Here is a 24,072-nt window from a genome sequence, read left to right on the forward strand (position 1 = left end):
AGTTAGAACGTATAGGTTGCTTTCACATAGTAGAAACCACCATTAATACCGTATGGTGAAGTTTCATAGTATTTGCCACCCCAGTTGTTATTTGGGATACCTGTAGCGTCAAAGAAGTCTAGTTCTTCAGCATCTTGGTCAAAGATATTATTTGCACCAACAGATAGACTGATCGAATCTGTTGCAAAGTAGGTAAGCTCTGCATCAAATGTGATTGTCGCGTCCGCTGTTTTTGCTGTTGCATCATAATCGACGTGAACGCCTTGGTATTCGCCAAAGTAGTTCATACGAACAAAACCTGAGAAGTTATCCCATTGCTGAGCCCAAGTTAATGTGCCTCTGTGCTTCGGTAAGTCGTTTTCTAAACGAGATACCTTGAAGTCACCTGTGATAGCAGAGAAGCGGTCTACTTCGGTTTCATTCCAGTTGTATGCGGCACTGAATGTTGCATAACCACCCAGCATATCCATAGAATAGTTACCAACTAAGTCGATACCTTGAGTCGTGGTATCGAAGTCGTTAGTGAAGAAGCTCACCTGCGCTAAGTTATCAACGTTAGGAACACCCGCCGCTTTAAGGGCTGCTTTGTCAGCATCACTTAAAACGATTTTTTCAGACTGGCTTAGACGGTCAGTTACTTCAATGTTGTAGTAATCTAACGTAATAAATAAGTCGCCAGAGCGATATACCGCACCTAGTGTGTAACTTTCTGACTCTTCAGGAGTCAATTCAGTACCACCAAGCTGCTCTGAAACAGGGTTTGTTGGTGGTAATAGTGCTGAATCTACCAATACACCACTGCTTAAGTTTGTCTGCACGTTAGACACGTTAGCTTGACCTACCGTTGGCGCGCGGAAACCGGTACTGATTGAACCACGAACCGAGAAGTCTTCGGTAACATGATATTGACCTGTGATCTTAAAGTTTGTAGTCGAACCAAATGAATCGTAATCTTCGTAACGAAGCGCCCATCCCATCATAAACTCTTCAGTAAATGGGGTCTCGATATCCACATAAGCAGCATAGTTACGACGAGTGTATTCCCCTGCTGCAGAAGGTTTGAAGCCTGGGAAACCATTTGAACCTATCCCAAAGCCTTGCTCAGTCAGTGGCCCTGCAATAAATGATGCTTCATCACCTGAAAGTACTTCAAATGTTTCTTCATGCCACTCAAGACCTGCTGCAACGTTTACATCGTAAGCTAGGTCAAAGTCATAGCCTTTTGACACGTCAAAGTTAAAATTCTTTTCCAGTTGGATGTATTTACCTGGGCTGAAGTCCATAGGCGTATCTGCGCCAAGTGAAGCGTTTACCGTGTTAGTGATGAAGTAACGTGATTCGTTACGACCAACCGAGCCACTTAAGTCCCAGTAACCCCCCTCCAAAAAGCCGTCTTTAAACTCACCTTCAACGCCGATAGTTAGAGAGGTATCAGTGATGTTACCACCAAAGTTCGGCGTGAAACCTCCAGGTAAAATTTCATTAAAGGCAAAACAGTTTCTACCTAACTCGGTATCAGCAGCAATTAATTGATACGCTGGGATGTTCGCTACATTTTTATCCGTCAAGTTAACTACCGGACATTCGATACCCACACCTACACCATCTAAGTCTCCCACTAACAGCGTTTCACCACCGTCGTTAGAGTATACACCAGGACGGGTTTGTGGATTTCGATAATAGAATCCGCCTTTAACGTCTCGCTCGGAGTAGTTGCCAAACATATAGAATCGAGCATTGTCAGTGACATCTACGCCAACATTACCGAAGATACTTATATCATCTTTAATTTCTGGCGCACCCCAGATCTGCGCTGGGTCACCAACTCCTTCAACTCCGGCACCAATGTAAGCTGCTGCATCAGGACGCTGAACACTGCGGCTAGTCGCATCCGCTTCTTTGTACTGAAAGCTTAAGTTAGCAAAACCATCATCTGTAAATGGCAAACCTACGTTACCTTCGATAACCGTCGTGTCGCCGTCACCTTCGTAGTATTCACCTTGACGAATAGAGAACGAGCCCCCTTCGCTAGCGTCTTTAAGTACAAAGTTCATTACACCCGCGATTGCATCTGAACCGTACTGCGCGGCAGCACCGTCGCGAAGTACCTCCACCTGTTTGAGCGCGATACTAGGGATCACTGAAATATCAGGACCTTGAGCACCGTCGTTAATACCGCCACCTAAAAAAGCAATAACCGATGAACGGTGGCGACGCTTACCATTTAACAAAATCAGCGTACTGTCCGCAGGCAATCCGCGTAAGTTAGCTGGCCTTACTAGAGTCGCTGCATCACTGATTGGGTTTGCATGTACGTTCAAAGATGGTACAGATCCTTTCAGTAATTCCAGCATGTCAGAGCCCGCAGCTTTCGACATATCTTCAGCACCGATGATGTCAATTGGTACTGGTGACTCGCCTACAGAGCGAGGAGCAGCCCGGGAGCCAACTACCGCGATTTTTTCAATTTTTTCATCTGCTTTTGCTTGGTTGGCTTCTTCAGCCATTGCGGTGGTAGTAAGAAGTGAGGTTGTTGCTGCTGAAGCGAGCGCGAAGCGAATTGCACGGCGCACCGTGTTACTTTTTAGTTTCATCCTGTTTCCCCAGTTGATTGTTGTTGTCATACCAATAAAAAAGGCCATTTATAATATTTTTACCTTTAATACACATATAATTTAATTTGCTATGTGTTGGCAAGCGCTTTTTTAAAATTAGCAGTGATTTCTGAAACTGCAACTTTCTTAATAACTTTTTGTTTAGGCTAAGAAGAATTGCAAAGGTTGAATGATAAGTTATTGTTGAAGATGAACTTTTGGACGGTTTAACTAGTTTTGAAGAGAAACACCCAGTTGCTTATAATTTGTTGTTACAAAGTTTAGCGAGATTACGGAAATTTCATTATTCAGTTTTTGTAGATTAATTGAGCAATGCTAGGTGCTAGTCTTTGTGTGAGTGATTATTGTACAGTTTTGTGTGGTAATTGAGGTTGATTTTGTTCTAGTTCGTTGTTTTGCACACTTTACGTATAACTTTACTCGTTAGAATAGCTAATTTGTACCAATGGCTAATAGCTAAAGTGCTAAAAATTTTGATAGACTCTGGACAACACTATCTTTGAGTTTATTAATGAAACTGATCAAAGTTGTCCATAAAGCACCGATGCGCGTTGCTCGGATCAGTAAACGCAGACAGCAAATAAGATTGCGCAGAGCAATGATTGCGCTCAAATGCGCACTAGAACAAGAGAAACAAGAAACGAAAGAAATGCTTGAGATATACAAGCGATATACTTTGGGGCGAGCGCATAAGGCTGAGCTAAAAACAGCAAACGCCCAACTTGTGGATATTCTCAAAGGATTAGGATTGGGTGTGTTTGCCGTTTTACCTTTTGCCCCCATTACCATTCCGATAATCGTAAAGGTCGGTCAATTAGTGGGCGTGGATGTTTTGCCTAGCTCATTCAACTTGAAAAAAAAGCCAACAAAAACCGAGGAACAGTGAATTTTCTTTTTAGCCTTGGTAATCTAAGTACGAACATAATAAATTTGAGGCCTACATGAACAACCTACTCGTTCACTCTGCGAAGGGTACACCCATTTCTATCTTCTCTGCTGCAGAATTAGCGTCATGGCAAGCGCAGCAGTCAAGTACGACACAGCTTTTCGTAAAAACCGCACAACTTCAATCGCAAAAAAATATTCTTATTCCGAATGCTGATTCTGGAGAAGTAGAGCGAGTTATTGTTATTGCTGAAGACGATGATTTTTGGCTATTGGGCGATCTTGCAAAGCAGTTACCAAAAGGTACTTATTTTATTGATATCGCTTCTGAGCAAGTTGAGAGCCACGCTATTGCGTTTTTACTGGGGGCGTATCAATTTTCTGCTTATAAAGAATTGCCAGCGATTGTCGCAAAGCTTGCTATCGAAGATGCTGATATATATGCCAAAGTAAAAGCGGCTGTCGAGTCTATTAATCTTGCAAGAGATCTAGTAAACACACCGGCTGCCGATATGATGCCTCAGCACATGGCTGAAGTAATGGAAGAACTTGCCGAGCAATATGGCGCATCATTTGAACAAATCATTGGTGATGAGTTATTAGAGCAAAACTACCCAACAATCCACATGGTGGGCCGTGCGAGTGACAATGCTCCGCGTTTGCTTGACTTACGTTGGGGTAATGAAAACCACGCAAAACTTACGTTAGTTGGTAAAGGCGTATGTTTTGACTCTGGTGGTCTGGACTTAAAACCTGCGTCTGGAATGCGTAATATGAAAAAAGACATGGGCGGAGCGGCTCATGTTATCGCGTTGGCCAATATGATTATGGCGGCAAAACTGCCTGTAAGATTACGCGTACTTATCCCAGCGGTAGAAAATGCGGTTTCTCGCAATGCCTTTAGGCCGGGTGATGTGATCAAAACACGTAAAGGTATTACGGTTGAAATTGACAATACCGATGCCGAAGGACGCTTGGTTTTATGTGACGCATTGGCAGAAGCGCAAACAGAAGCGCCTGAGCTATTGATAGATTTTGCAACCTTGACTGGTGCGTGTCGCGTTGCACTTGGCACTGAACTGCCTGGTTTTTATTCTACAGATCAAGCGATTGCTTCTGAGCTAATGGAAATTGGTCTGGGTAATTCGGATCCTATTTGGCAACTGCCTTTGTTTGATCAGTATAAGGCGCTGTTCAAGAGCGATATCGCCGATATTGCTAACTGTGGTTCGACGCCGTTTGGTGGTTCAATAACAGCTGCACTGTATCTAAAAGAATTTGTTGAGCCAGCCACGACACCTTGGCTACATTTTGATGTGATGGCTTGGAACGTGAGAGCGTTACCGGGTAGACCTGTTGGTGGTGAAGCATTGGGTCTTAGAACCATGTTTAGTTATCTTGAGAAAAAGTTCAGCTAATCACAATCACAGAGCCTGAAATCTATGAAAAACCCAGCTACGTAAGCTGGGCTTTTTGTTTGTCTAATAACCGAATTGGTATAATTAATTTTAGATTAGTTTTACTGCTTTTCAGGAATGTTTTCTAAGATCCCTTTCATTTGCTGCCAATATAGGCCAACGCTTGAAATTTCTACTTTTTCCTCGGGAGAGTGTGGAAATTTGATGGTTGGACCAAAAGAAATCATATCCATGTTCGGGTAAGGTTCTTTGAACAAACCACATTCAAGACCAGCATGAATAACCATAATATGTGGCTTTTCACCGTAGATTGATTCATACATATCACGGAAAATAGCTAATACTTCTGAGCTTGGATCAGGTTTCCAGCCTGGGTAAGCACCACTAAATTCAATGTCTGCTTGTGTCAGCTCAGCCAGTGAACGCAACATACCCTCGACATCACTGCGACCAGAATCAATTAATGAACGGATCAAACATAGGACTTCTAAACTGTTATCTGTAGTAGAAATTACACCCATATTAAGTGAGGTTTCAACAACACCTGGAATGTCGTCGCTCATGCGTACAACACCATTAGGGCAAGCATTGAGAAGCGCTAATACTTTGCTTTCAGAAGCTTGGCTCATTGGCAACGTGGTACTTTTTGAGGTGCTGAGCGCAAATGTGATCCCGGTTTCTATGGCACATAATTCTTGCTTAATGATGGTTTCATAAGCTTCAATCAGCGCCTGGAACTCGCTTATTTGCGTTTCATCAAAACTAATGACAGCGTATGCTTCGCGCGGAATTGCATTGCGTAGGGAGCCGCCTCTGATCTCGATAAGTCTTAGATCAAAGTCTGCAATATGGTGTTTTAAGAATCTTGCGAGCAATTTATTAGCGTTTGCACGACCAGTGTGAATGTCGACGCCAGAGTGTCCGCCGCGTAAGCCTTTTAGAGACAGCTCAAAGATTTGATGGTGTTTAGGTAACGCTTCTCGCACGAGTTGTAGAGTTAAGGATGCATCTACACCACCTGCGCAACCCATATAGATTTCGCCTTCTTGCTCTGAATCGGTGTTGAGCAGAATTTCTCCTTCTAACCAGCCAGGTTGCAAACCAAACGCGCCGCTCATGCCTGCTTCTTCATCAACGGTGAGTAACACCTCAAGTGGACCGTGTTTGATATCGTCAGCGTCTAATACGGCCAAACATGATGCCATGCCGATACCATTGTCTGCACCTAATGTAGTGCCAGTTGCAGTTACCCAATCATTATCAACATATGGTTTGATTGGATCGGTAACGAAGTCGTGTGCTGTATCGTCATTCTTTTGTGGCACCATATCAATGTGTGCTTGTAGTACAACAGGCTTACGATTTTCCATGCCACTTGTTGCAGCTTTTTTGATGAACACATTACCAGTGTTATCACGACGTACGTCTAAATTTTTGCTTTTAGCCCAGTCAACAATAAAGCTTGCTAGCGCTTCTTCGTGTTTTGAAGGGTGGGGAATGGCACAAATTTGGTCAAAAAACTTCCAAATTGCTTGTGGTTCTAATTGACTGATCTCGGTATGCGCTTTGAGCACAATAAACTCCTTGGATGAGCGATAATAATATTGCAATATTACCACCCACCCAAGGGCAAGATCGAGCAATTAACCTTAATTCGGGAGAGTAGGTTAGTTATTGAGCTTGACTCGCGGCCACTGCTGGTGCAATCAACTCAAGACCTGTTTTATCGCAATCAGGTAAACGTGCATCCGACATCGCAATTGGGGTCGTTCTTTCTCCCCATTTTAAATAGCTCGCAGCCCAGGTTAATCCAGCGCCAAATGCCGCCGACATAATATTAGCGTGTGGCTTAATAAGACCACTTTCGACAGCTTCACAAAGTGCAATTGCAATTGTTGCAGCTGAGGTATTACCGTACTTGTCGATATTGACCATGACTTTATCATCTGAAATTTCCAAACGATTTTGGATCGCTTGAATGATACGAAGATTTGCCTGGTGCGGGATAAGTACATCAATGTCTTCTAGTGATAGCTGTGCTTGGTTGAGTACATCATCACATGCTTCACTCATACCTTTTACAGCACGCTTGAAGATTTCACGTCCCTCAAAAGAGAGGTCAGAAGGTCCGGTGCCTGCACAGCGGTCCATATCGGTACCATAGTTTGGAATGTGTAATATACTTCTGTCAGTGCTATCACAGCCAGTTTTGGTGCCTAATAGGCCGGTTGGTTCCTCACTTGCTTCAAGCACGACTGCACCAGCACCGTCGCCAAATAATACCGCGCTGTCGCGCTTTGCCCAGTTTACATACCAAGTCATACGCTCAGCTGCAACAATGACTGCTCTTTTAATCATACCGGCTTGGATCTGTGCGGTGGCATTTTGTAATGCATACAAAAAGCCCGAACAGGCCGCATTGGTATCACATGCTGCAGCACCCACGGCTCCAATATTCTTTTGTACTAAAGAAGCTGTATTTGCCACCATAGTTGACGGGGTGCAGGTTGCAAGTAGAACAAGATCGATGTCTTTACCTTCAAGTCCTGCACATGCCAAAGCGTGTTGGCTTGCAACCGTTGCAAGTTCGGCAGTGCTAACATGACTAACGCGTCTGGATTTTATACCTGTTCTTGTACTTATCCATTCATCATTGGTATCAACGATGGTGCTAATTTCATCATTACTGATGCTCGCTGGTGGAATGCACTTACCCCAGCCCGTGATTTTTGCATAAACCATAGTGTCTCTTATTCTAATCCGACCAGTTGGCCAATTTTTTATTTATACCAAATCCTTCACAGTATTGCCATAAAAGCGAAGCTGTGGCTTGTAAAACGGCGATATAACTGAGTTCGATCACACCTATTTTCGCTAGATTAGGTATAATTCTTTTATCTTAGCTTAGCTTCTTATATTTTCATGAAAATTGCGTTTTCTCCCAGCTCTGCATTGGGTCAACTGTTGTTGTTGCGATCTGTGGCAATCATCATTCAAATAGTGATGCTCGCTATCGCAGCTCTAGTTTTTGGTAAACAATTTGATTTTGTTGCAGTGGTTGGAGTGGTGGCAGCGGAGTCGGTATTTCAGCTATTAAGTATTTACGCCTACCGTAACACAAAAGAAGCCGCGTCTATTGGTATGACAATGCAATTGTTGGCGGACATTTTGTTTCTTACTATTTTGTTGGACCTGACGGGTGGAGCGACCAATGCGTTTGTGTCCTTGCTGGTATTGCCAACGGTTATTGCAGCAGTAACTATTCCAACTATCAACATGTTGATGGTGTCGGCTGGGGCGATTGGGGCTTATCTTTATCTTTATATAAAAATGTCTCATGAACATGTCCACCATATGGACATGAGCACTCACTTGCTCGGGATGTTAGTTAACTTTACTTTCACTATTATAGTCGTTGTTACCGTGGTGAGCATATTGGTAAAGCAAAATCGAAAAAAAGAGCGGGCAATTGCCATGTTACGAGAGCAGCAGCTACAGCAAGAGCAATTAATCGCATTAGGTAGTGCGGCCGCACAAGCAACCCATCAACTCGCCACGCCAATCGCACATTTGGCGCTATTACACGAAGAGCTGGAGGAGTCGTATCCAAAAGATCCATGTGTTCAAGAAATGTCGGAACCTCTTGGGAAATGTAAGGAGCAGCTTAATGTCTTTAGAGAATTCACTGAGTATTTAAAGTCAGCGTCTAAACAAATGATAACTGCAGAGCATCTTGCAGAGCAGTTAAAAGAATTAACGAATTTACAATTTCCACGGCAGCATTTTCGATTCGATATTACTAATGTTCAGGGGGGGCTGTGCGATGATCCTATGTTGATGCCTTCGATTTTGAACCTTATTAGTAACGGTGTGCGAGCAAATGAACAAGCAAAACAGACGGACATAGAGGTGATATTTACCTCCGAGCCGACTGAGCATGTGATCACCATTCTTGATAAAGGTGAGGGAATAGCAGAAGAAAGGCTAGCGCAGCTGGGGCACAATGTAGTGAATAGTGAATCTGGGCTTGGCATGGCGGTACTGCTTAGTCATGCGACAATTGAACGGCTTGGTGGACATCTGCTTATTGAAAGCGACGTTACCGATGGGACAAAATGTACGATTAAACTACCAAGGGTGAGTGATGAAGTTACTGCTTGTTGAAGATGACGTGCCTTACGCACAAACATTGATGAGGCGCTTGGAAAAACAAGACTTTGGTGTTGAACACGTCACTTTAATTGAAGATATGCAGGTGGCTTGTAAACGAGAAGCTTTCGACTACATATTGTTGGATATGAAGCTGGGTGAGGCCAACTCAATAAACTTCATAACACAAATCAAGCAGCTCAATCCAAGCGCTCGCATTGTATTATTAACGGGTTATGCTAGCATTGCAACTGCAGTTGAGGCGATAAAATTGGGTGCTGATGACTACCTAACTAAGCCAGCAAGTACCAGTTTGATAGTACAAACGCTATTGGGAGAGAAAACTCAAGAAATCGTAGAAGAAGTCATGTCTCCAGAGCGACTTGAGTGGGAACATATTCAGCAAGTTCTAAAGGCAAACGAAGGTAATATTTCTGAAACTGCACGGCAACTTAATATGCACCGAAGAACGCTGCAGAGGAAATTACAAAAGAAACCTGTTTATAAGTAGGTTTTCACTTATACTCATTATTAAATAAAATGAAATATGCTGAGTTAGTCGATGATATTCTCATTTGAAGCATTGAACCTTTGGGCAATTATTCTCGCCGCTTTGTCTTCCTTTATGTTAGGTGGTATTTGGTATTCGCCTATGCTGTTCCAAAAAACATGGATGGAGGGGTGTGGGTTAACAGAGCTTGACTTACAAACGAGCGATCCCAAGATGACTTTTGGCGTCGCATTTCTGTTATCTTTGTTGTCCGCTGTGTTTATGGCTGTGATGCTTGATCTATCGCTCTCTTTGTTAGCGGCTACCGGAGTTGGGCTTGGTGTGGGGGTTTTTTTCGTCGCCTGTTCATTAGGAATAAGCTATATATTTGAGCAGCGCCCGATGAAACTGTTTTTAGTCAACGGTGGCTATCATGTGTTACAGTTTACGCTCATTGCATTTGTACTTAGGATCATGAGCTAACTCGGTATGGCAAAACCCAATAAAAAAGGCCCTGTTAGAACCGTCGATATTTATTGTTCTGGATGCCGCCAGCAGCTATTTAAGTATCGTAAGGGAGGCAAGGGCAGCCTCGTTAAATGTTTTAAAGAACGGATCACCCAGGACTTTACCACCAACCAAGTAAACTGCCCCAATTGTGAGCAAGAGTTTGCCCGGGATACACTAGTGAGAGGTGCGCCAGCACTGAAAATAATTGGTGGCAAGGTCACCTTCAAGTAGTTATTACTCCAATTCTTATTGCTCACCTTTTTTTGTTATCAGACAAATGTCCTGTCTTGAATTTCCCAGTTTGTTACTATTTCGCCGTTTGGCTTTGCTGTTTCAATGAATGAAAATGACCCTTCCCATGGAACTGGGCCAGCCTATTGGGTCTTGCTAAATGGAAAAAACATGATCGATTTAATGTTCGATATCATCGGTATGACAGGCACTTTCTTGGTCGTTGGTGCATTCTTTATGCTACAACTGGAAAAGGCATCTCCCGATAGTTTAACGTATAACTTGATGAATTTAAGTGGTGCGATCCTACTACTGATTAGCCTTTGTTATAACTTTAACCTTGCAAGCTTTGTGATAGAGTTATTTTGGATCGCAGCGTCTTTAATTGGTTTATTTAAATATTTCAAAGCGAGAAAGTTGGCATCTGCTTAGGGTCTAAAAGAAAAGGCTAATCAAAAACTTGCGTAGTGGCTAGGAGCAAGTATTATTAAGTTAATCATATGCTGCTACGTAGGTTAGAGTAATCTAACACTACGAGTGAAGTGTGGGAACATAGAGCTCGTATAATATGAAAAACTTAAGCGCGTTAATTAAAGTCACTCCATTATTAATTCCTTTTGCGGTAGTCGCTGAACCAGAAGCTATGGACGCCGACCTTTATCAGCTGTCGTTTGAAGAGCTGTTGAATGTAAACGTCTCTATCGCAACCAAAACCGATGAGACTAGAGCATCGGTTCCCTCTAGTATTACTGTCTTTAATTCAGAACAAATCAATAGCCTAGGTGTCGACAATGTTTATGATTTAATGAATTTTGTACCTGGCTTTCAATCTACTCGAGGCGATTGGGTTGGAGCCGTGCCAAAAGAGCATACCCGTGGTGTGTATCTGGATACTGGACATGTGTTAGTGATGATTGACGGGCAAAGGCTGAATGAGTCTTCATTCGGTAAAGCGTCGGTCTACACCCCGTACATTCCCATTGAAATTATCAATAAAGTTGAATTTATTCGAGGCCCAGGCTCCGCACTTTATGGTAGCAATGCCTTTCTTGGTGTAATGAATATTATTACCAAAAAACATAGTAATCAGCTTTCTGTTGGCTATGGTGAGCATGGCAGCGCTCAAGCGGCGATCAATATTTCAAAGCAAGTGTCTAACGAAACACAGGTCTACGCTAATATTGCATTTAATAAACGCACTGGTGATAGCTATTTTGGAGGTGCCGTAAAAGACCCGTTAGAATCACTTTTTGCTGTGTTTGGCGGCAATCATCAAGCGTTAACATGGCAAGTAAGGTTTAACCGCACTCAACTTGACGAGTTTTTAAATCTTTCCCGTTATTCCCCTGAAAACGAACACAAAAGCGAGAACTATGCGGCAACATTTGAGTATCAGTGGCAAATTACTGAGTTACTCGAGTTAACCCATAAACTGAGCTTTATTGAGCATAACATTGAAAGTGCAGGGCTCATCGTTACAGCAGCAGAAATAGGTATCACGCAAGGAGGTGACTTTTTAGTTGGCCCAGCTTGGCAATCTAGAGACTTAACTTATAACCTAGATGGTGGTTATAAACAAAATGACCATTTACAATGGAATTTCGGCATTGAGTTGTCAAAGGAAGAGCAAAGTAAAGCAGGTGTAAGAACTACTTACTATGACCAAACTGCTGGTGACATCATTATTTATAACCATACCTATTTGGGTGGAGTGCAGACAATATCTGACTACGCGCCATTTTATTCGCTACGTCAGGATTTTGATTCTTATGCGGGTTATGTTCAAGCTAAGTATCGATTTAGCGAGCAACTTAGTATGTTTGCAGGAGCACGATATGACGAAGTGAAAGACATAGACGATAATTTATCGCCAAGGCTTGCATTCGTTTACGGCTACGATGAAGCAAACACTTTTAAGCTACAATATGGAGAGTCTTTTCGTACACCAGTCAGTAATGAGCTTAACTCAAACGATGACGTTACATCAGGTAATTCGAACTTAACTTCAGAATATGTAAAAACGACAGAGCTGGTCTGGCATTATCAAGACGAGTCCAAACAATTTGACGCGGTACTGTTTAACAATGAACTAGAAGATTTTATTAATCTTGTATCCATTGATGATGAGCAAGCTGAGTTTACATTTGATAATGTCTTTGAGACGAGTATGCAGGGTATTGAAGTTAATGCTAATTTTAATTTGAGTGACTCAACATGGATACAAGGTGCATACACCCATTTATTTGACGAGCCATTAAACGGCAGTTTTAAAAAGTTTGCTGCACTTGCCTTTACTCATAAAAGAGAGGCGGTAGAAGTTACTTTAAATGCAATTTGGCGAGACACAACATTGATACTTGCACCCCCAGAGTCAACTGTAGATGATTTCAAGCAGTCAAGTTACTACCTCATTGGCGGTACCGTTTCTTTTAATTTGGATAACAATACTAAAATTCAACTGAAAGCTGAAAATCTTTTTGATAAAAAATACACTGTATTTGATCCAAGATTGATTGATGGTCATGTGCCACAACAGGGCAGAAATATCATGATTCTGTTTGAATATCGCTTTGGATTTAGATGATAATTAAAACCACCATTTATGAACTAATGGTGGTTTAATTGTTTTTTTAGAAAGGATCAGGACATTTTCCTTTACAAGGGTAGCCATTCCATCTGAGGATGATATTTCGCGATGTTGAGGATGAATAACCATCGTTATCACGAACTTTAGCCATTACAACGAAAGAGTCTCCATCTTGTCCAACAAGCTCAGTGGATGAACCACTCTGTTTTACGCCATTAACCCAAAGCTCCTGAGAACCAATCGAACCATCTTTATCTCTGGCAACGATATACACATGTTTATTAGCACTACCAGCTATTGCACTATGCCAAATTTCGACCGACGGTTTATAGTCACACACAGTTTCATAAACTGCTTCCGAATGAGAAAAAGGAACATTATGTGCTGTACAAGATACTAAGTGAGTTTCTCGTAAGCGTGCCCCAGTAACTCCGGTAACCCACTGTTCTACTAATTCTTGTAGCTGAGCGCTATTTGAAGTTTGTAATGGTATATACTTGCGAATTGTAACAAAGTTATCATCCACAACATGACAACTTCCAATTCCAGAGGGACATGTGCTATAGGCATATTCACCTACGCACGAAGCTTCACCTTCATAAAAGTTTTTAGTACCTGTTTGCTCACTTCTGCAGTTAACCGGTTCATACTCTATGGCATTTGAGAGGCATGAAACACACATTAAAATTGAATAGATTATTGCTTTTATACGTTTTCCTTATTGTTTTTATATTACATACAAAAGATATCTTTTTATTTCTTAATGGTAAATATTTGGTATCTTGATTTTTTGGTTTTATAAAGTGGTGATCGAAATGGCTTTGGCTTATAAGTTAAAGAATAGAATAGGCAAGATGTTTTCAACTGGAGGCTTCTCATACCCTCTACTAGTAGGAATTTCTGGCGTTCAGGGCTCTGGTAAATCAACACTCAGCTATTCTCTTTGTAAACAACTTAGGGGAGTTGGCATTACCTGTAAGTGTGTGTCTCTTGATGATTTTTATTTAGACCCAGAAGAGCGGGCAGTGCTTGCTTCAAAGTTTCATCCGCTGTTTCAACAAAGAGGCTTGCCTGGTACACACGATCTGCAACTATTACAAGATGTTATAAGCAGGTTTAAACGCGGCGCAGCATTAATTTTACCAGTATTCGATAAATCAATAGATAGGAAGTTGCCAAAATCAACATGGCGAAAAGTTGATGCGGGTTTACAGGTACTTATTATCGAGGGATGGTGTATGGGATTGGAGGAGCAGCCTAGCGATGAGTTAGCATCTCCCGTTAATCAATTTGAGCAAGAGTTTGATAAAGACGGTTCGTTTCGCTTAAAAGTGAATCAAATTTTATGTGAAGAGTATCAAGCTATTTTTTCACAATTAGATAGTCTCATTTATTTAAATGGAATGAGCTTCGACAGAGTATATCAGTGGCGGCTGCAACAAGAGCATGTGCTCAAAGCATCGAACGGAAAAGGGATGAGTGATGAGCAAGTTAGACAATTTATTCAGCCATTTCAACGCCTATCGGCATGGGGAATGCGAAGCTTGCCAAGAATAGCGGATATTGAAGTGTGTTTGGGTGAGAATAGAGAAGTGCTGCAAATAAACACTCAGCTTGGCGAATACACAAGCTGAGTGTAATTTTTGTTAAAGTTGATGAGTTATGCTGCTAGCTCTTCAACACCAACGATTAGCCAAGGTGCATCTCCCGTCGTTTTACGCTCTAAGTGCCATATTTCGTGGATAGGTTCCTCTTGCATGTCGCCGAGATCACGATATTTTCCAGTAAACTTAATGCTTACTTCCCAAACGTCAGGACGTGTATCAGCACGAACTAACTCAGCGTCAACAAACATCACCTCAGTGTTAACGTCACCTTGTTGCTCTCGTTCACGCTTGAACTCTTCAACCAACTCTGGGCTCAAGTATTCAGAAACCGTCGAAAAGTCGTTGTTATTCCAAGCGGTTTGGATGGTTTGATAATGCTGTCTTGCGCCTTGTAAAAAGCCATTGATGTCAAAATCTCTCGGCAAATTCATAGGCACGTTACTTGCGCCAAAACCACCGCCAATTGGTCCTTGGCTTTGAAATTGCTGTGGTGGAGTATTGTTGTAGCCATCCATAGGTGGCGCGCCGGCATAAGTTGGCTGCTGTTTTCTTGCAAGCATGCCCTTAACCAATTTGAAAATTAAAAAGGCAGCAGCGGCAAGCAGAATCATCTCAAGGAATTGGAATCCTTCAAAATCATCGCCAAGCATCGCGGCAATTAGACCACCGGCTAGTAATCCGCCGAGTACACCAGCCATAATGCCTTTTTTACTCGATTTAGGCTTTGCTGTAGATTTTGCATTTAATGCTTGTGTATCAGTTTGTTGCTTTTGCTGAGTCGTTTGCGTTTGCTGGGTTTTGCCTGAGCTCTTACTACCAAACTTCTTTCTCGCTTCAGCATTAAAACTGGCTGTAAATAAAAAAGAAACAAGGGAAAGTAACACAATGAAATGTTTCATAAAGTTCCTATATACCAAAATAACTGTCGCCATTGTAAAGAACTAACATGGCTATTTAAATAGGTATGTACCTCAATTAAATTTGTATTTTGAGAGGTTTAGTAAGGATATTGAGACACCGCCCCAAAGAGTGGGGCGGTAGCATTATAACCAGCGTAGTGAGCTTGTCACTTCTGATTGGAAGGTTTCAATTGGCGCACCTCGGTTTGCCACCAGTATAGTGTTGGCTTTACCATCATGGGCAATTAAGCCCTCAAAGCGGCTATCACCAAAACTATCTTTGCCGTCAATCGTACTTTGTTGACCTGCTGGCACGACAAAAACCGTGAGTGGACCAAATTCGGATTGCATAACCAAGTGAAGGCTTTTTTGACCTTTAAAATTACAAAATGTCGCGTAAACCACTTTACCCGGCAAGTTGTCGAACTTACCCCCAAACATCGCGAGTTTCTCATTCACGGTTTGCAGTGACACTGTTTCTTGCTTCTGCAGTGCATTTTCTTCGTAATACACATGAGCAAGCGCATGTTCACCGGTATCGACAGGGTGTCCAAAACCGCCAAAGTAAAAGACCACGGCGGCAAAAAATACACTGGCGGCAATCGCAAATGGTGCGGTAGCGCGTCTAAACCAAGACGCTTTCACCACTTTTTGTTCTTCCGTTTCAAGCTCCTTTTGTTTTGCAATTATCTTGTCAGCCAACCCCTCTGGCACATCAATATCGAGTGATTTACCCAAGAAATCGTCGAAAGCTTGCATTTCTTCAACCAGCACTTGCAACTCAGGTTGCTGTTCGGCCTGTTTTTTGACCTCTTCATCATGAGGATCAGCAACGAGGCGGCGTCGAAATTCGAGTTCATCCATTAGTTTGATGCCCCCTTTATTGGTTCATATTCAGTCGTTAAAGCGTCTTTCAGCTGGTTTCGAGCACGGTATAATCTTGTCATCACCGTGTTTTTATTCAGCTCAAGTATATCGGCGATTTCATCCCCAGAACATCCCATCACCACTTGCAGAAGCAGTGGTTCACGATATTCTGGTGCTAAGTTGGCTATTTGTCGTTGCACAACGGTTTGCTCCATTGCATCATCTAAAGCCGAACTGGTATCGTCGACCAGCGTATCTTGTTCAACCTCCGCATAGTCAAATTGCTTACGCTCAAAACGACGTGCATTCTCTCGTCTTAAAATAGTTAATAACCAAGGCTTTGCTGCATTCTCATCTTGTAATGAATCGAGTGCGCGCCAAGCCCGCAAAAAAGTTTCTTGTACTAAGTCTTCTGCTATTGTCGGATCGCCAGACAACCAATAAGCGAACTTATATAGCTCTTTGTGGTACATCCGAACCAGCGACTCGTAGTGATGTTGTTTACTGGCCATATCTATGAGACCTATCTTTTTGCAGGTTTATTTCAACAAAAACTCATTTTATTTTAGTTGATTCTGGGAGTGTATCTCACACCAAGCATAATTGATCTGTTAATTATTTACTAACAAATCTAACTCGTCTTGCAATAAAAAAGCGCCCTGAGGCGCTTATTGGTATAGATTACCTAAACTTTGGCTTTTATTTGTGTGAACAGTGCTTTTAACACTGGTTTTAATTTCACCATATAGTTGAGACAAGTCTACTTTTTCTCTATTGCCTCCATACAACGAGCTTTGCAGCGTTTGTACTTGTGCTCGCAATGAGCTGGGTTGAAGTGCTAGCCATTGTGCCATGGTGATATTTTGTTGTTTGGTGTAGCGCAGTAGCGCTTGATAAAAGCCCGCTGGGTTATCTTGCTTAACCGCTTTTTCAAACGAAATAAAAGGTGCTGAATTTTCATCAGTGACCGTATTTACTATGGGGCTTGTGGTCGGTTTTGTTCTTAGACGCCATATTAGTAATGTTATTAGCCATAATGCGTATCCGAAAGCGGCGAGTCCCCACATCCACAGCGGGATAATTTGTTCTGTGACCACGTTGGTTTGCGTAGCTGGTGATGGGTTTACGCTTGGGCTTGAAAGCGGCTGCTGGATTGGAGCTGTCTGTGGTAAAGTAGGCTGGTTTGGATCGAGAATCACGCTGACAGACTTACTTGGTAATGTCGCAAACTCTTCACGTTTAGTGATGGTGTTAAACCAAGGTAGTTTTACTTCGGGCAGAGTAAAATCACCGGCGAGTTGCGGTAGGTAAGCAAAAGAAATGGTTAACTGTGAGATGACTTTTCCATCTCGGGTAATTTGCTTACGCTCTGACGCGTCTGGATAAATTCTAAACCCATTAACGTCTTCAAGCTGAATGTCAGGGAGCTGCTCTTTAGTAACACCTACTGCTGTGAGTGTTAGTGTTCGCGTGATGGGCGTCCCAACCATAAACTCGGTATCTTTGGGCTGCCATTCTTCAGAAAAATTCAAATACTCACTGGGCAGCCAGTTATCAGCAGCGTTAGCTGGAATTGGAGATACTGAAAAGTCAATGGTATTGCCAACCGCAGAAGTCGCCATTCTACGATAGCCATCTCTGATCTGGCCGTTGAAGATAGGTGGTTCAATAGTGAAATTGCCACTCTTTTGCGGTTGGATCATGTATTCTCGGGTGAGCACCATGTAGCGTCGGCCGTCAATAACTTCGTATTCTTCATTAGCTTTGCCCAATTGTGTGAAGTTAGCACCATCTGAGATTGGGGCACTCAGTTGGCCATCTAGTAGTTCCTTTCCTACATAGAGCTTAACGGTATAAAGCGCAGCCTGTTGAACATAGAGATTTTTTGTCTTGAGTTCGGTTTTTACGAATATATCTTCACTTTGCTGCTCATCATCACGAGCAACAACTTTGATTTCGATCGGCTGGGTCGTTTCACCATCTACCTCTAACGAAGGAATGGTGTAAGTACCCGGAGTGCGAGCAACGAGCTGCATTTGCCAGGTAGTGGAGCTTGAAACACTACCATTAATGATACTGGTTCTAGAGCTGGTATTCACCGGGCTGGTGATAAAGTCGTTACTAAGCACAGAAACATCAGGAATAGTGCCTTTGACTTTGCCCTCAGCGATAATCGACAACGTGAAATATTCACCTGCGAGCACTGGGTTTTTGTCTACGCTGGCTGTGAGATTTTCCAATGCCAACGAGGCGTGGCTTAATATCAACAAAGACAGAAAAAATAGAATGCGTTTTACCATGATTTTTCAGCTCCTCTTGGTAGACGTCTTTGTTTGCGTTGTTGTGCTTCTAGTTGCATTTTATTTCTCAATAATATGGCCGGATCATCGGGTACTTTTCTAAGCAGTTGATTAAGCTGTTGCGCTTTCTCTATTTCTTCAGGGGTAAGTGGCCGACTATCTTGCATCATTGCAGCCTGTGCCTTTTCTTCATCCTGCGGTGGTTGCTCGGGATCGGGCGTAGGTGCGGCTTGCGCTTGCTGTTGTTTTTGCTCTTGAGTTTGTTCCTCGGCTGCTTGCTGGTCTTGGCGGGCAGCATCTAGCTCTGGCTCGTTGTTGTTTTGTTCTGACTCACTTCCTGCTTGTGAATTCTGTTGGTCTTGCTGACCTTGTTGGTCTTGCTGACCTTGTTGGTCTTGCTGACCTTGTTGGTCCTGCTGACCTTGTTGGTCCTGCTGACCTTGTTGGTCTTGCTGACTTTGTTGGTCTTGCTGACTTTGTTGGTCTTGCTGACTTTGTTGGTCTTGCTGACTTTGTTGGTCTTGCTGACTTTGTTGGTCTTGCTGACTTTGTTGGTCTTGCTGACTTTGTTGGTCTTGCTGACTTTGTTGGTCCTGCTGATTTTGCTGCTCTTGCTGGTCCTTTAACGCTTCGACTAGCGCTTTATTATCCTTCGCTTGCGTAAACTCAGGATCTAAGGATAAGGCTTTTTCGTAAGCAGAAATCGCGTCGTCTAACTTACCAAGCCGTGCTAGCGCATTGCCCAAATTGTATTGGCCTTCTGCTGAGCTTGTTTGCTCGAGTGTTTTTACTGCTCCTTCGTAATCTCCGGCTTTATAAAGGGCTGCGCCTTTTAGTACCGGATTATCGGCAAGCGCGGCCTCATCAAACGCTTCATTTTGGTAGGCCTGCAGCGCGTTTTGGTCGCTATTTTTAAACCACTGTGTCCATTCATTCGCCAGCGCTTTTTGCTGCGGCAACATCGCAAAAACAACCAAAGCACTGAGCATAACTGCGTGATTTCGAACCAATAGCAGTGCGAGTGGAATAAGTACAATCAACAGATATATTCCCGCATCTACTCGCCACTTAGCACTTTCTTGGTCGCGTTTAAGCACCGATGTATTTGCACCCAAATTTGGCTTAAATGTCTCTATGTCACTGCTGTCAGCAGTATAGCTGGCAAATTTTCCACCCTTAACTCTAGCGAGTTTTTCAAGTCGAGTCGGGAATAACTTTGGTACGACTATCTGACCATATTGGTCTTTTAAAAAGCCGCCTTCAGGTAATTTGATTGGTGCGCCTTGCGCCGTACCTAAGGCATAGATACTTAACTTAAATGGGCTGTCAGAAAGAAGCTTTTGTACATCTTCTGCGTCTTCTTGTTCAAGTCCATCGGTTACCAAAATAATGTCACCATAGGTTGCACTTGCACCTGTTAACAAGCTAACGGCTTCTTCGATACCTGCATATACGTTAGAGCCTTTTGAGGGCATGATCTCTGGACGAAGGCTCGGGATCAAGTTCTCAAGAGTGGTGACGTCCGTTGTGAGTGGCGACACAGTAAAAGCATCACCTGCATAAGCAACTAAACCCGTTTCGCCCTCTTTAAAGAGTTTGAGCATGTCTAAAGTTTTAAATCTCGCTTGTGTTAAGCGGTTTGGCGCGAGATCGGTTGAGTACATAGAATAAGACATATCGAGCACTAACACTCTAGGTGCTTGAGTTTTAAATACTGGTACTTCTTGTTTTTCAATACTTGGTCCCGCAACCGCAATAATGGCCAACAAAAAGAACACAATACTAAGCCAAGAGTTACTTTGTTTTTGGTGTTTTTGACCACTGGATCCCATCACCACCTTCATCAGGTGCGGTGCGATAAGTTGCGCTGATTTTTGATTGGACTTTTTAGACCATTGCAGTGCACTGTATATCACCCAAGGAACAAGTAACCAAAGCAGATGTGGGCGAATAAATTCAAATTCCATATATTTACCCTCTTAATTTTGTTCTTAATACGAGACTTAGCTGAGCCACAAAAAGCAAGCCGAGTATCGCGAGGAGAGGAATATAAAACAGTGAAATCTTAGGACGGAAAGTCTGTGTTTCATCACTTATTGGCTCTAGCTCATCGAGCATAGCGTAGATCTGTTGTAGGCCTTCCACGTCTTTTGCACGAAAATATTGCCCACCAGTTTCTTTGGCGATATGTTGCAACGTTTTCTCGTCGATACTACTACCAGCCATAGAGTTAAAACCAAATAAACCAAAACCGCGTCTGCCATCAGAGCCAACGCCAACAGTATAAATCTTTATGCCTTCTTCTCGGGCTAAGATCAGTGCTTCTTCTGGTTGAAGGTTGCCCGCGGTGTTTTGACCATCGGTCAGCAAAATCAAGATTTTGTTACTTTGTTCACGTTCGCCAAAACGTTTTACCGACAAACCAATAGCATCGCCAATTGCTGTGGCGCGTCCAACTAAACCAATTTGTGCCTCACTAAGCATTTGACTAACCGTCGCTAAATCTCGGGTGAGTGGTGTTTGCAAAAATGCGGTGTCACCAAAAAGAATAAGTCCCAGACGATCTCCTTGGCGCGCTTCGATAAAGTCGCTAACAACGGCTTTGACGACAGACAATCTGTCCACTAAGCGACCTTGGTATTCCATATCTTGCTCTGTCATTGAAGCCGATAAGTCAACGGCAAGCATAATATCGCGTCCCTCGTTTGGCACAACGATTGGGTCGTCAAGCCAAGTCGGGTTTGCCGCTGCGGTTACCAGTAGTAGCCAGACGAGTGTTTCCACTAGGCTTACTTTTGCGCGCTTATTGAGTTGATTTGTGCTCGCGAGTTGTAACTTTGCGGCACTTGGCATACGAATATTAATGTTGGTCTGCGCGATACTCGGTTTAAACTTCGCAATTAGCCAAGGCAGAGGTAACAATAAAAAGGCAAGGGGCCAACTAAACTCAAACATCGAGACGCTCCTTCACTTTGAAGGTATTAATCGCACGACATAGTTTATCGCTGAGTGCGGGGTCTTGAGTCGGAGCATATAACGAGTCGAGCTCTTGCTGAGTGAGTTCAACGCGCGTAAGTCTTGCTTGCAGCGTTAACCATGCTTGGCCCGATCTACTCGCAGCGGTATCACCGTAATAATGTTTTACTAAACGTTTGAGTATGGTGTGTAATGCTTGGGCATTATCCTGCGAATGACTCAGTTTTATGGCTTCCTTTTTTGCCTTTAAAAATTGCTGGCGACGATATAATAGCCAACACGTAGCCGCAAATATTGTGAGTAGAACACAAATGGCTCCCCACATTGGATAAGAAAGTGGCCACCAGCTTACGCTTTGAGGGATGACCACATCATTAAGCTGGTCGAGTGGATTGACTTGCATTTAACCCCTCATGATTTGTAATTCGATTGGTAATGACGCGTCGTACTTTTGTAACGACATACCAGAGCGCTTAAGTAGCGCTAATCTTCGATTGAAAAAGTCAGACGCATTTTGCGAGAATTTGTCTCTAAATTGCTTGTCCATCAAGGGCAATGTCCAGTTTTGTTCACCAGCAGAGACCTCAATTGCTTGACTGTATTCAGGCAGATGATGCTCAAAAGGATCGCTTACCATACAACCAATGACTTCGTTATGGCGAGTGGCTCGCTCTAGCAATTTAAAGCTTTCATCATTCAACTCCGTAAAGTCCGAAATGAGATAAATCAGGCTGCCAGGTTTGGCTAGATGCACAAGTCGTTTTAAATTCTCATTGAAACGATCCCCCGAGGGGTGAGTCTCTTTTTGAATTAATGCTTGTTCGTGTAGGGCACAAAACTGATGAGCTAGCGCAAGCACTCCACGGTCGCGAGCAATCGGTTTTAGCTCGTGGTGATTGCTGTCATTAAATACCACACCACCAACACGGTCGCCGCGTTGGCATGCAGCCCAAGACACCAAAATGCCTAAGTGCGCCGCAAGCACCGACTTAAGTAACAGCTTTGAACCAAATAGCATGCTTGAGGAAAAGTCACAAAATACAAAAACGGGGCGCTCTTTCTCTTCTTGAAAGAGTTTCGTGTGTGCTTCACCGGTACGCGCGGTAACTCGCCAGTCAATCGCACGAATATCATCACCATATTGGTATTGTCTGACTTCAGCGAACTCCATACCTCGACCTTTATGCGGTGCAAGGTATTGACCTGATTGAGCACTTTTCACTTTTCCTCTCGGTTTAAGCGAAAGTAAATGCGCTTTGGACTTATAAAAAAGTAGCTCTTTCAGGCTGAGTTCGACACCATTACTGTGGCTTTCATTAAACCAGCTGGCCGAGTTAAACTGCTTGATGTCGTTCATAGTATTATGGAACAGCAACCAATTCTAAAATCTTACTGATCACCTGATCTTTGGTGATCCCATCGGCCTGTGCTTCATAACTCAGCACGATACGGTGGCGTAGCACGTTATGCACCACAGCTTGAATATCTTCTGGTGTGACAAAGTCTCTGCCTTGTAGCCAAGCATGAGCACGAGAACATTTATCAAGCGCAATTGTAGCTCGAGGGCTCGCACCATAATCAATCCAGCTTGCAAGCGTTGCATCAAAGCGTTGTGGCTGTCTGGTCGCAATAATTAATTGTACAAGATATTGCTCCAGAGGCTCAGCAAGGTGCATGCTTAGTACGGTTTTACGGGCCTCAAATAGGGTTGCTTGACTAATAGGTGTGAAGGTCGCTTGGTACTCCTCCAACGCCTCGCCACGAGTGAGGCGCAAAATATCTACCTCGGTTTCTGCATCCGGATAATCGATATTCAGATGGAGTAAAAAGCGGTCAAGCTGCGCTTCCGGTAGCGGGTATGTACCTTCTTGTTCAAGCGGGTTTTGCGTTGCCATTACCATAAATAGCTCAGGTAACGGATACGTTGTTTTGCCAACGGTTATTTGGCGTTCGGCCATTGCTTCTAGTAGCGCTGATTGCACTTTGGCTGGCGCTCGGTTGATTTCGTCAGCCAAAATCAAATGATGAAAAAGCGGGCCTTTCTCAAATACAAATTCATTGGTTTGTTGGCGATAGATATCTGTACCAGTTACATCAGAAGGCAATAAATCAGGGGTAAATTGGACGCGTTGAAAGCTCCCTTCAATGCCTTTAGCCAGCGCATTTACGGCACGGGTCTTAGCTAGACCTGGGGGGCCTTCAACCAATAAATGACCATCTGCTAAAAGCGCGATAAGCAAGGATTCGGTCAGTGCACTTTGTCCTAAAATTTGGGTGTCTAAATATTCTTTTAGTTGAGAAAACTCGTTTACTGCCATGAGACTGCCTTTTAAGCCGACAAAAATAAAAATAGTTATATGGACGCTGAATGAATAATCAAGTTGATTAGACCCATAATTTTAGAAAAGTTCATAAATTTTAAATAACAATTTCAAATACTTTGAGATTGCTTGAAAAAGCATCTAAAGTTGGTTTTCACGGTTTAAAAAGCAGCCATTTCGTGCTTTGCTATTGGCAACTTCGATTTGGTTGTTTAGA

Annotated in this window: 22 protein-coding genes; 9 read left to right on the top strand and 13 right to left on the bottom strand. The window is 43.0% G+C overall.

Translation table 11 applies throughout. The features are described 5' to 3' along the window. Window positions 1-2: 2 nt before the first annotated feature. Window positions 3-2,594 (bottom strand): TonB-dependent receptor plug domain-containing protein, encoded by a 2,592-nt coding sequence (locus QSH61_RS19390; protein WP_029215790.1) that lies wholly within the window; start codon window positions 2,592-2,594, stop codon window positions 3-5. A 532-nt stretch (window positions 2,595-3,126) separates the two neighbouring features. On the opposite strand from QSH61_RS19390, the gene QSH61_RS19395 reads away from it, so the two are divergent. Together QSH61_RS19395 and QSH61_RS19400 are read left to right on the top strand one after the other, a co-directional pair. After that, on the top strand, window positions 3,127-3,501 hold the full coding sequence (locus QSH61_RS19395; RefSeq protein ID WP_102057897.1) for a hypothetical protein: 375 nt from the start codon (window positions 3,127-3,129) through the stop codon (window positions 3,499-3,501). Window positions 3,502-3,556: 55 nt separating this feature from the next. Next, window positions 3,557-4,918, top strand: a complete 1,362-nt coding sequence (locus tag QSH61_RS19400; protein WP_206471879.1) for a leucyl aminopeptidase family protein — start codon at window positions 3,557-3,559, stop codon at window positions 4,916-4,918. 101 nt (window positions 4,919-5,019) lie between these two features. Here the strand turns inward: QSH61_RS19400 and QSH61_RS19405 are convergent, their stop codons facing one another. After that, a complete protein-coding gene (locus QSH61_RS19405) occupies window positions 5,020-6,492 on the bottom strand; it encodes an aminoacyl-histidine dipeptidase (RefSeq protein ID WP_206471880.1) in 1,473 nt (490 codons plus the stop codon). Between the two features lie 97 nt (window positions 6,493-6,589). Beyond that, window positions 6,590-7,660 carry a ketoacyl-ACP synthase III gene (locus QSH61_RS19410; protein WP_010605206.1) on the bottom strand — a complete coding sequence of 357 codons (1,071 nt, stop codon included), beginning with the start codon at window positions 7,658-7,660 and terminating at the stop codon, window positions 6,590-6,592. Between the two features lie 180 nt (window positions 7,661-7,840). Between QSH61_RS19410 and QSH61_RS19415 the strand changes: the two genes are divergently transcribed. The 6 genes from QSH61_RS19415 (at window position 7,841) to QSH61_RS19440 (ending at window position 12,882) form a co-directional block, all read left to right on the top strand. Next, window positions 7,841-9,082 (top strand): ATP-binding protein, encoded by a 1,242-nt coding sequence (locus tag QSH61_RS19415; RefSeq protein ID WP_174169379.1) that lies wholly within the window; start codon window positions 7,841-7,843, stop codon window positions 9,080-9,082. After that, window positions 9,063-9,578 (top strand): response regulator transcription factor, encoded by a 516-nt coding sequence (locus QSH61_RS19420; RefSeq protein WP_010605208.1) that lies wholly within the window; start codon window positions 9,063-9,065, stop codon window positions 9,576-9,578. Before QSH61_RS19415 ends, QSH61_RS19420 begins: the two co-directional genes overlap by 20 nt. Window positions 9,579-9,629: 51 nt before the next feature. After that, entirely contained in the window at window positions 9,630-10,040 is a 411-nt protein-coding gene (locus tag QSH61_RS19425; protein ID WP_010605209.1) for a DUF1761 domain-containing protein, read from the top strand. 6 nt (window positions 10,041-10,046) lie between these two features. After that, entirely contained in the window at window positions 10,047-10,298 is a 252-nt protein-coding gene (locus QSH61_RS19430) for a hypothetical protein (protein ID WP_206471881.1), read from the top strand. Between the two features lie 171 nt (window positions 10,299-10,469). Further along, window positions 10,470-10,730, top strand: coding sequence for a CBU_0592 family membrane protein (locus QSH61_RS19435; protein ID WP_010379248.1), 261 nt, complete (start codon window positions 10,470-10,472; stop codon window positions 10,728-10,730). 136 nt (window positions 10,731-10,866) lie between these two features. Continuing rightward, window positions 10,867-12,882 carry a TonB-dependent receptor plug domain-containing protein gene (locus tag QSH61_RS19440; RefSeq protein ID WP_174169378.1) on the top strand — a complete coding sequence of 672 codons (2,016 nt, stop codon included), beginning with the start codon at window positions 10,867-10,869 and terminating at the stop codon, window positions 12,880-12,882. Window positions 12,883-12,928: 46 nt separating this feature from the next. On the opposite strand, the gene QSH61_RS19445 is transcribed toward QSH61_RS19440, so the two are convergent. After that, entirely contained in the window at window positions 12,929-13,567 is a 639-nt protein-coding gene (locus tag QSH61_RS19445) for a hypothetical protein (protein WP_174169377.1), read from the bottom strand. Window positions 13,568-13,739: 172 nt separating this feature from the next. On the opposite strand from QSH61_RS19445, the gene QSH61_RS19450 reads away from it, so the two are divergent. Continuing rightward, window positions 13,740-14,519, top strand: a complete 780-nt coding sequence (locus tag QSH61_RS19450; protein WP_206471882.1) for a kinase — start codon at window positions 13,740-13,742, stop codon at window positions 14,517-14,519. Between the two features lie 26 nt (window positions 14,520-14,545). On the opposite strand, the gene QSH61_RS19455 is transcribed toward QSH61_RS19450, so the two are convergent. From QSH61_RS19455 to QSH61_RS19495, 9 genes are all read right to left on the bottom strand, one after another. Beyond that, window positions 14,546-15,391, bottom strand: a complete 846-nt coding sequence (locus tag QSH61_RS19455) for a Tim44 domain-containing protein (protein WP_206471883.1) — start codon at window positions 15,389-15,391, stop codon at window positions 14,546-14,548. A gap of 144 nt (window positions 15,392-15,535) precedes the next feature. After that, complete coding sequence (locus tag QSH61_RS19460; protein ID WP_010605215.1) at window positions 15,536-16,255, bottom strand: DUF3379 family protein; 720 nt, start codon at window positions 16,253-16,255, stop codon at window positions 15,536-15,538. Beyond that, the gene (locus QSH61_RS19465) at window positions 16,255-16,770 is read right to left on the bottom strand and encodes a sigma-70 family RNA polymerase sigma factor (protein WP_010605216.1); all 516 of its coding nucleotides are present in this window, start codon (window positions 16,768-16,770) and stop codon (window positions 16,255-16,257) included. Before QSH61_RS19465 ends, QSH61_RS19460 begins: the two co-directional genes overlap by 1 nt. A 156-nt stretch (window positions 16,771-16,926) precedes the next feature. After that, window positions 16,927-18,558, bottom strand: a complete 1,632-nt coding sequence (locus tag QSH61_RS19470) for a BatD family protein (protein WP_206471884.1) — start codon at window positions 18,556-18,558, stop codon at window positions 16,927-16,929. Next, the gene (locus tag QSH61_RS19475) at window positions 18,552-20,525 is read right to left on the bottom strand and encodes a vWA domain-containing protein (protein ID WP_286124202.1); all 1,974 of its coding nucleotides are present in this window, start codon (window positions 20,523-20,525) and stop codon (window positions 18,552-18,554) included. The genes QSH61_RS19470 and QSH61_RS19475 overlap by 7 nt, the downstream gene beginning before the upstream one ends. Window positions 20,526-20,529: 4 nt before the next feature. Then, window positions 20,530-21,513, bottom strand: a complete 984-nt coding sequence (locus QSH61_RS19480) for a vWA domain-containing protein (RefSeq protein ID WP_102057908.1) — start codon at window positions 21,511-21,513, stop codon at window positions 20,530-20,532. Further along, window positions 21,506-21,937 carry a DUF4381 domain-containing protein gene (locus QSH61_RS19485; protein ID WP_174169372.1) on the bottom strand — a complete coding sequence of 144 codons (432 nt, stop codon included), beginning with the start codon at window positions 21,935-21,937 and terminating at the stop codon, window positions 21,506-21,508. The genes QSH61_RS19480 and QSH61_RS19485 overlap by 8 nt, the downstream gene beginning before the upstream one ends. Further along, window positions 21,938-22,891, bottom strand: coding sequence for a DUF58 domain-containing protein (locus QSH61_RS19490; protein WP_010605221.1), 954 nt, complete (start codon window positions 22,889-22,891; stop codon window positions 21,938-21,940). A 4-nt stretch (window positions 22,892-22,895) separates the two neighbouring features. After that, the gene (locus QSH61_RS19495) at window positions 22,896-23,852 is read right to left on the bottom strand and encodes an AAA family ATPase (RefSeq protein ID WP_010377722.1); all 957 of its coding nucleotides are present in this window, start codon (window positions 23,850-23,852) and stop codon (window positions 22,896-22,898) included. Between the last annotated feature and the right edge of the window lie 220 nt (window positions 23,853-24,072).

The organism is Pseudoalteromonas sp. JC3 (assembly GCF_030291895.1).
Taxonomy (GTDB): domain Bacteria; phylum Pseudomonadota; class Gammaproteobacteria; order Enterobacterales; family Alteromonadaceae; genus Pseudoalteromonas.

Coding starts and splice junctions, on each gene's coding strand:
- QSH61_RS19490 (WP_010605221.1), bottom strand. CDS start 22,891: ATGAACGACATCAAGCAGTTTAACTCGGCCAGCTGGTTTAATGAAAGC.
- QSH61_RS19400 (WP_206471879.1), top strand. CDS start 3,557: ATGAACAACCTACTCGTTCACTCTGCGAAGGGTACACCCATTTCTATC.
- QSH61_RS19445 (WP_174169377.1), bottom strand. CDS start 13,567: ATGTGTGTTTCATGCCTCTCAAATGCCATAGAGTATGAACCGGTTAAC.
- QSH61_RS19395 (WP_102057897.1), top strand. CDS start 3,127: ATGAAACTGATCAAAGTTGTCCATAAAGCACCGATGCGCGTTGCTCGG.
- QSH61_RS19425 (WP_010605209.1), top strand. CDS start 9,630: ATGATATTCTCATTTGAAGCATTGAACCTTTGGGCAATTATTCTCGCC.
- QSH61_RS19390 (WP_029215790.1), bottom strand. CDS start 2,594: ATGAAACTAAAAAGTAACACGGTGCGCCGTGCAATTCGCTTCGCGCTC.
- QSH61_RS19415 (WP_174169379.1), top strand. CDS start 7,841: ATGAAAATTGCGTTTTCTCCCAGCTCTGCATTGGGTCAACTGTTGTTG.
- QSH61_RS19470 (WP_206471884.1), bottom strand. CDS start 18,558: ATGGTAAAACGCATTCTATTTTTTCTGTCTTTGTTGATATTAAGCCAC.
- QSH61_RS19440 (WP_174169378.1), top strand. CDS start 10,867: ATGAAAAACTTAAGCGCGTTAATTAAAGTCACTCCATTATTAATTCCT.
- QSH61_RS19455 (WP_206471883.1), bottom strand. CDS start 15,391: ATGAAACATTTCATTGTGTTACTTTCCCTTGTTTCTTTTTTATTTACA.
- QSH61_RS19410 (WP_010605206.1), bottom strand. CDS start 7,660: ATGGTTTATGCAAAAATCACGGGCTGGGGTAAGTGCATTCCACCAGCG.
- QSH61_RS19485 (WP_174169372.1), bottom strand. CDS start 21,937: ATGCAAGTCAATCCACTCGACCAGCTTAATGATGTGGTCATCCCTCAA.
- QSH61_RS19460 (WP_010605215.1), bottom strand. CDS start 16,255: ATGGATGAACTCGAATTTCGACGCCGCCTCGTTGCTGATCCTCATGAT.
- QSH61_RS19430 (WP_206471881.1), top strand. CDS start 10,047: ATGGCAAAACCCAATAAAAAAGGCCCTGTTAGAACCGTCGATATTTAT.
- QSH61_RS19435 (WP_010379248.1), top strand. CDS start 10,470: ATGATCGATTTAATGTTCGATATCATCGGTATGACAGGCACTTTCTTG.
- QSH61_RS19495 (WP_010377722.1), bottom strand. CDS start 23,852: ATGGCAGTAAACGAGTTTTCTCAACTAAAAGAATATTTAGACACCCAA.
- QSH61_RS19480 (WP_102057908.1), bottom strand. CDS start 21,513: ATGTTTGAGTTTAGTTGGCCCCTTGCCTTTTTATTGTTACCTCTGCCT.
- QSH61_RS19465 (WP_010605216.1), bottom strand. CDS start 16,770: ATGGCCAGTAAACAACATCACTACGAGTCGCTGGTTCGGATGTACCAC.
- QSH61_RS19450 (WP_206471882.1), top strand. CDS start 13,740: ATGTTTTCAACTGGAGGCTTCTCATACCCTCTACTAGTAGGAATTTCT.
- QSH61_RS19420 (WP_010605208.1), top strand. CDS start 9,063: ATGAAGTTACTGCTTGTTGAAGATGACGTGCCTTACGCACAAACATTG.
- QSH61_RS19475 (WP_286124202.1), bottom strand. CDS start 20,525: ATGGAATTTGAATTTATTCGCCCACATCTGCTTTGGTTACTTGTTCCT.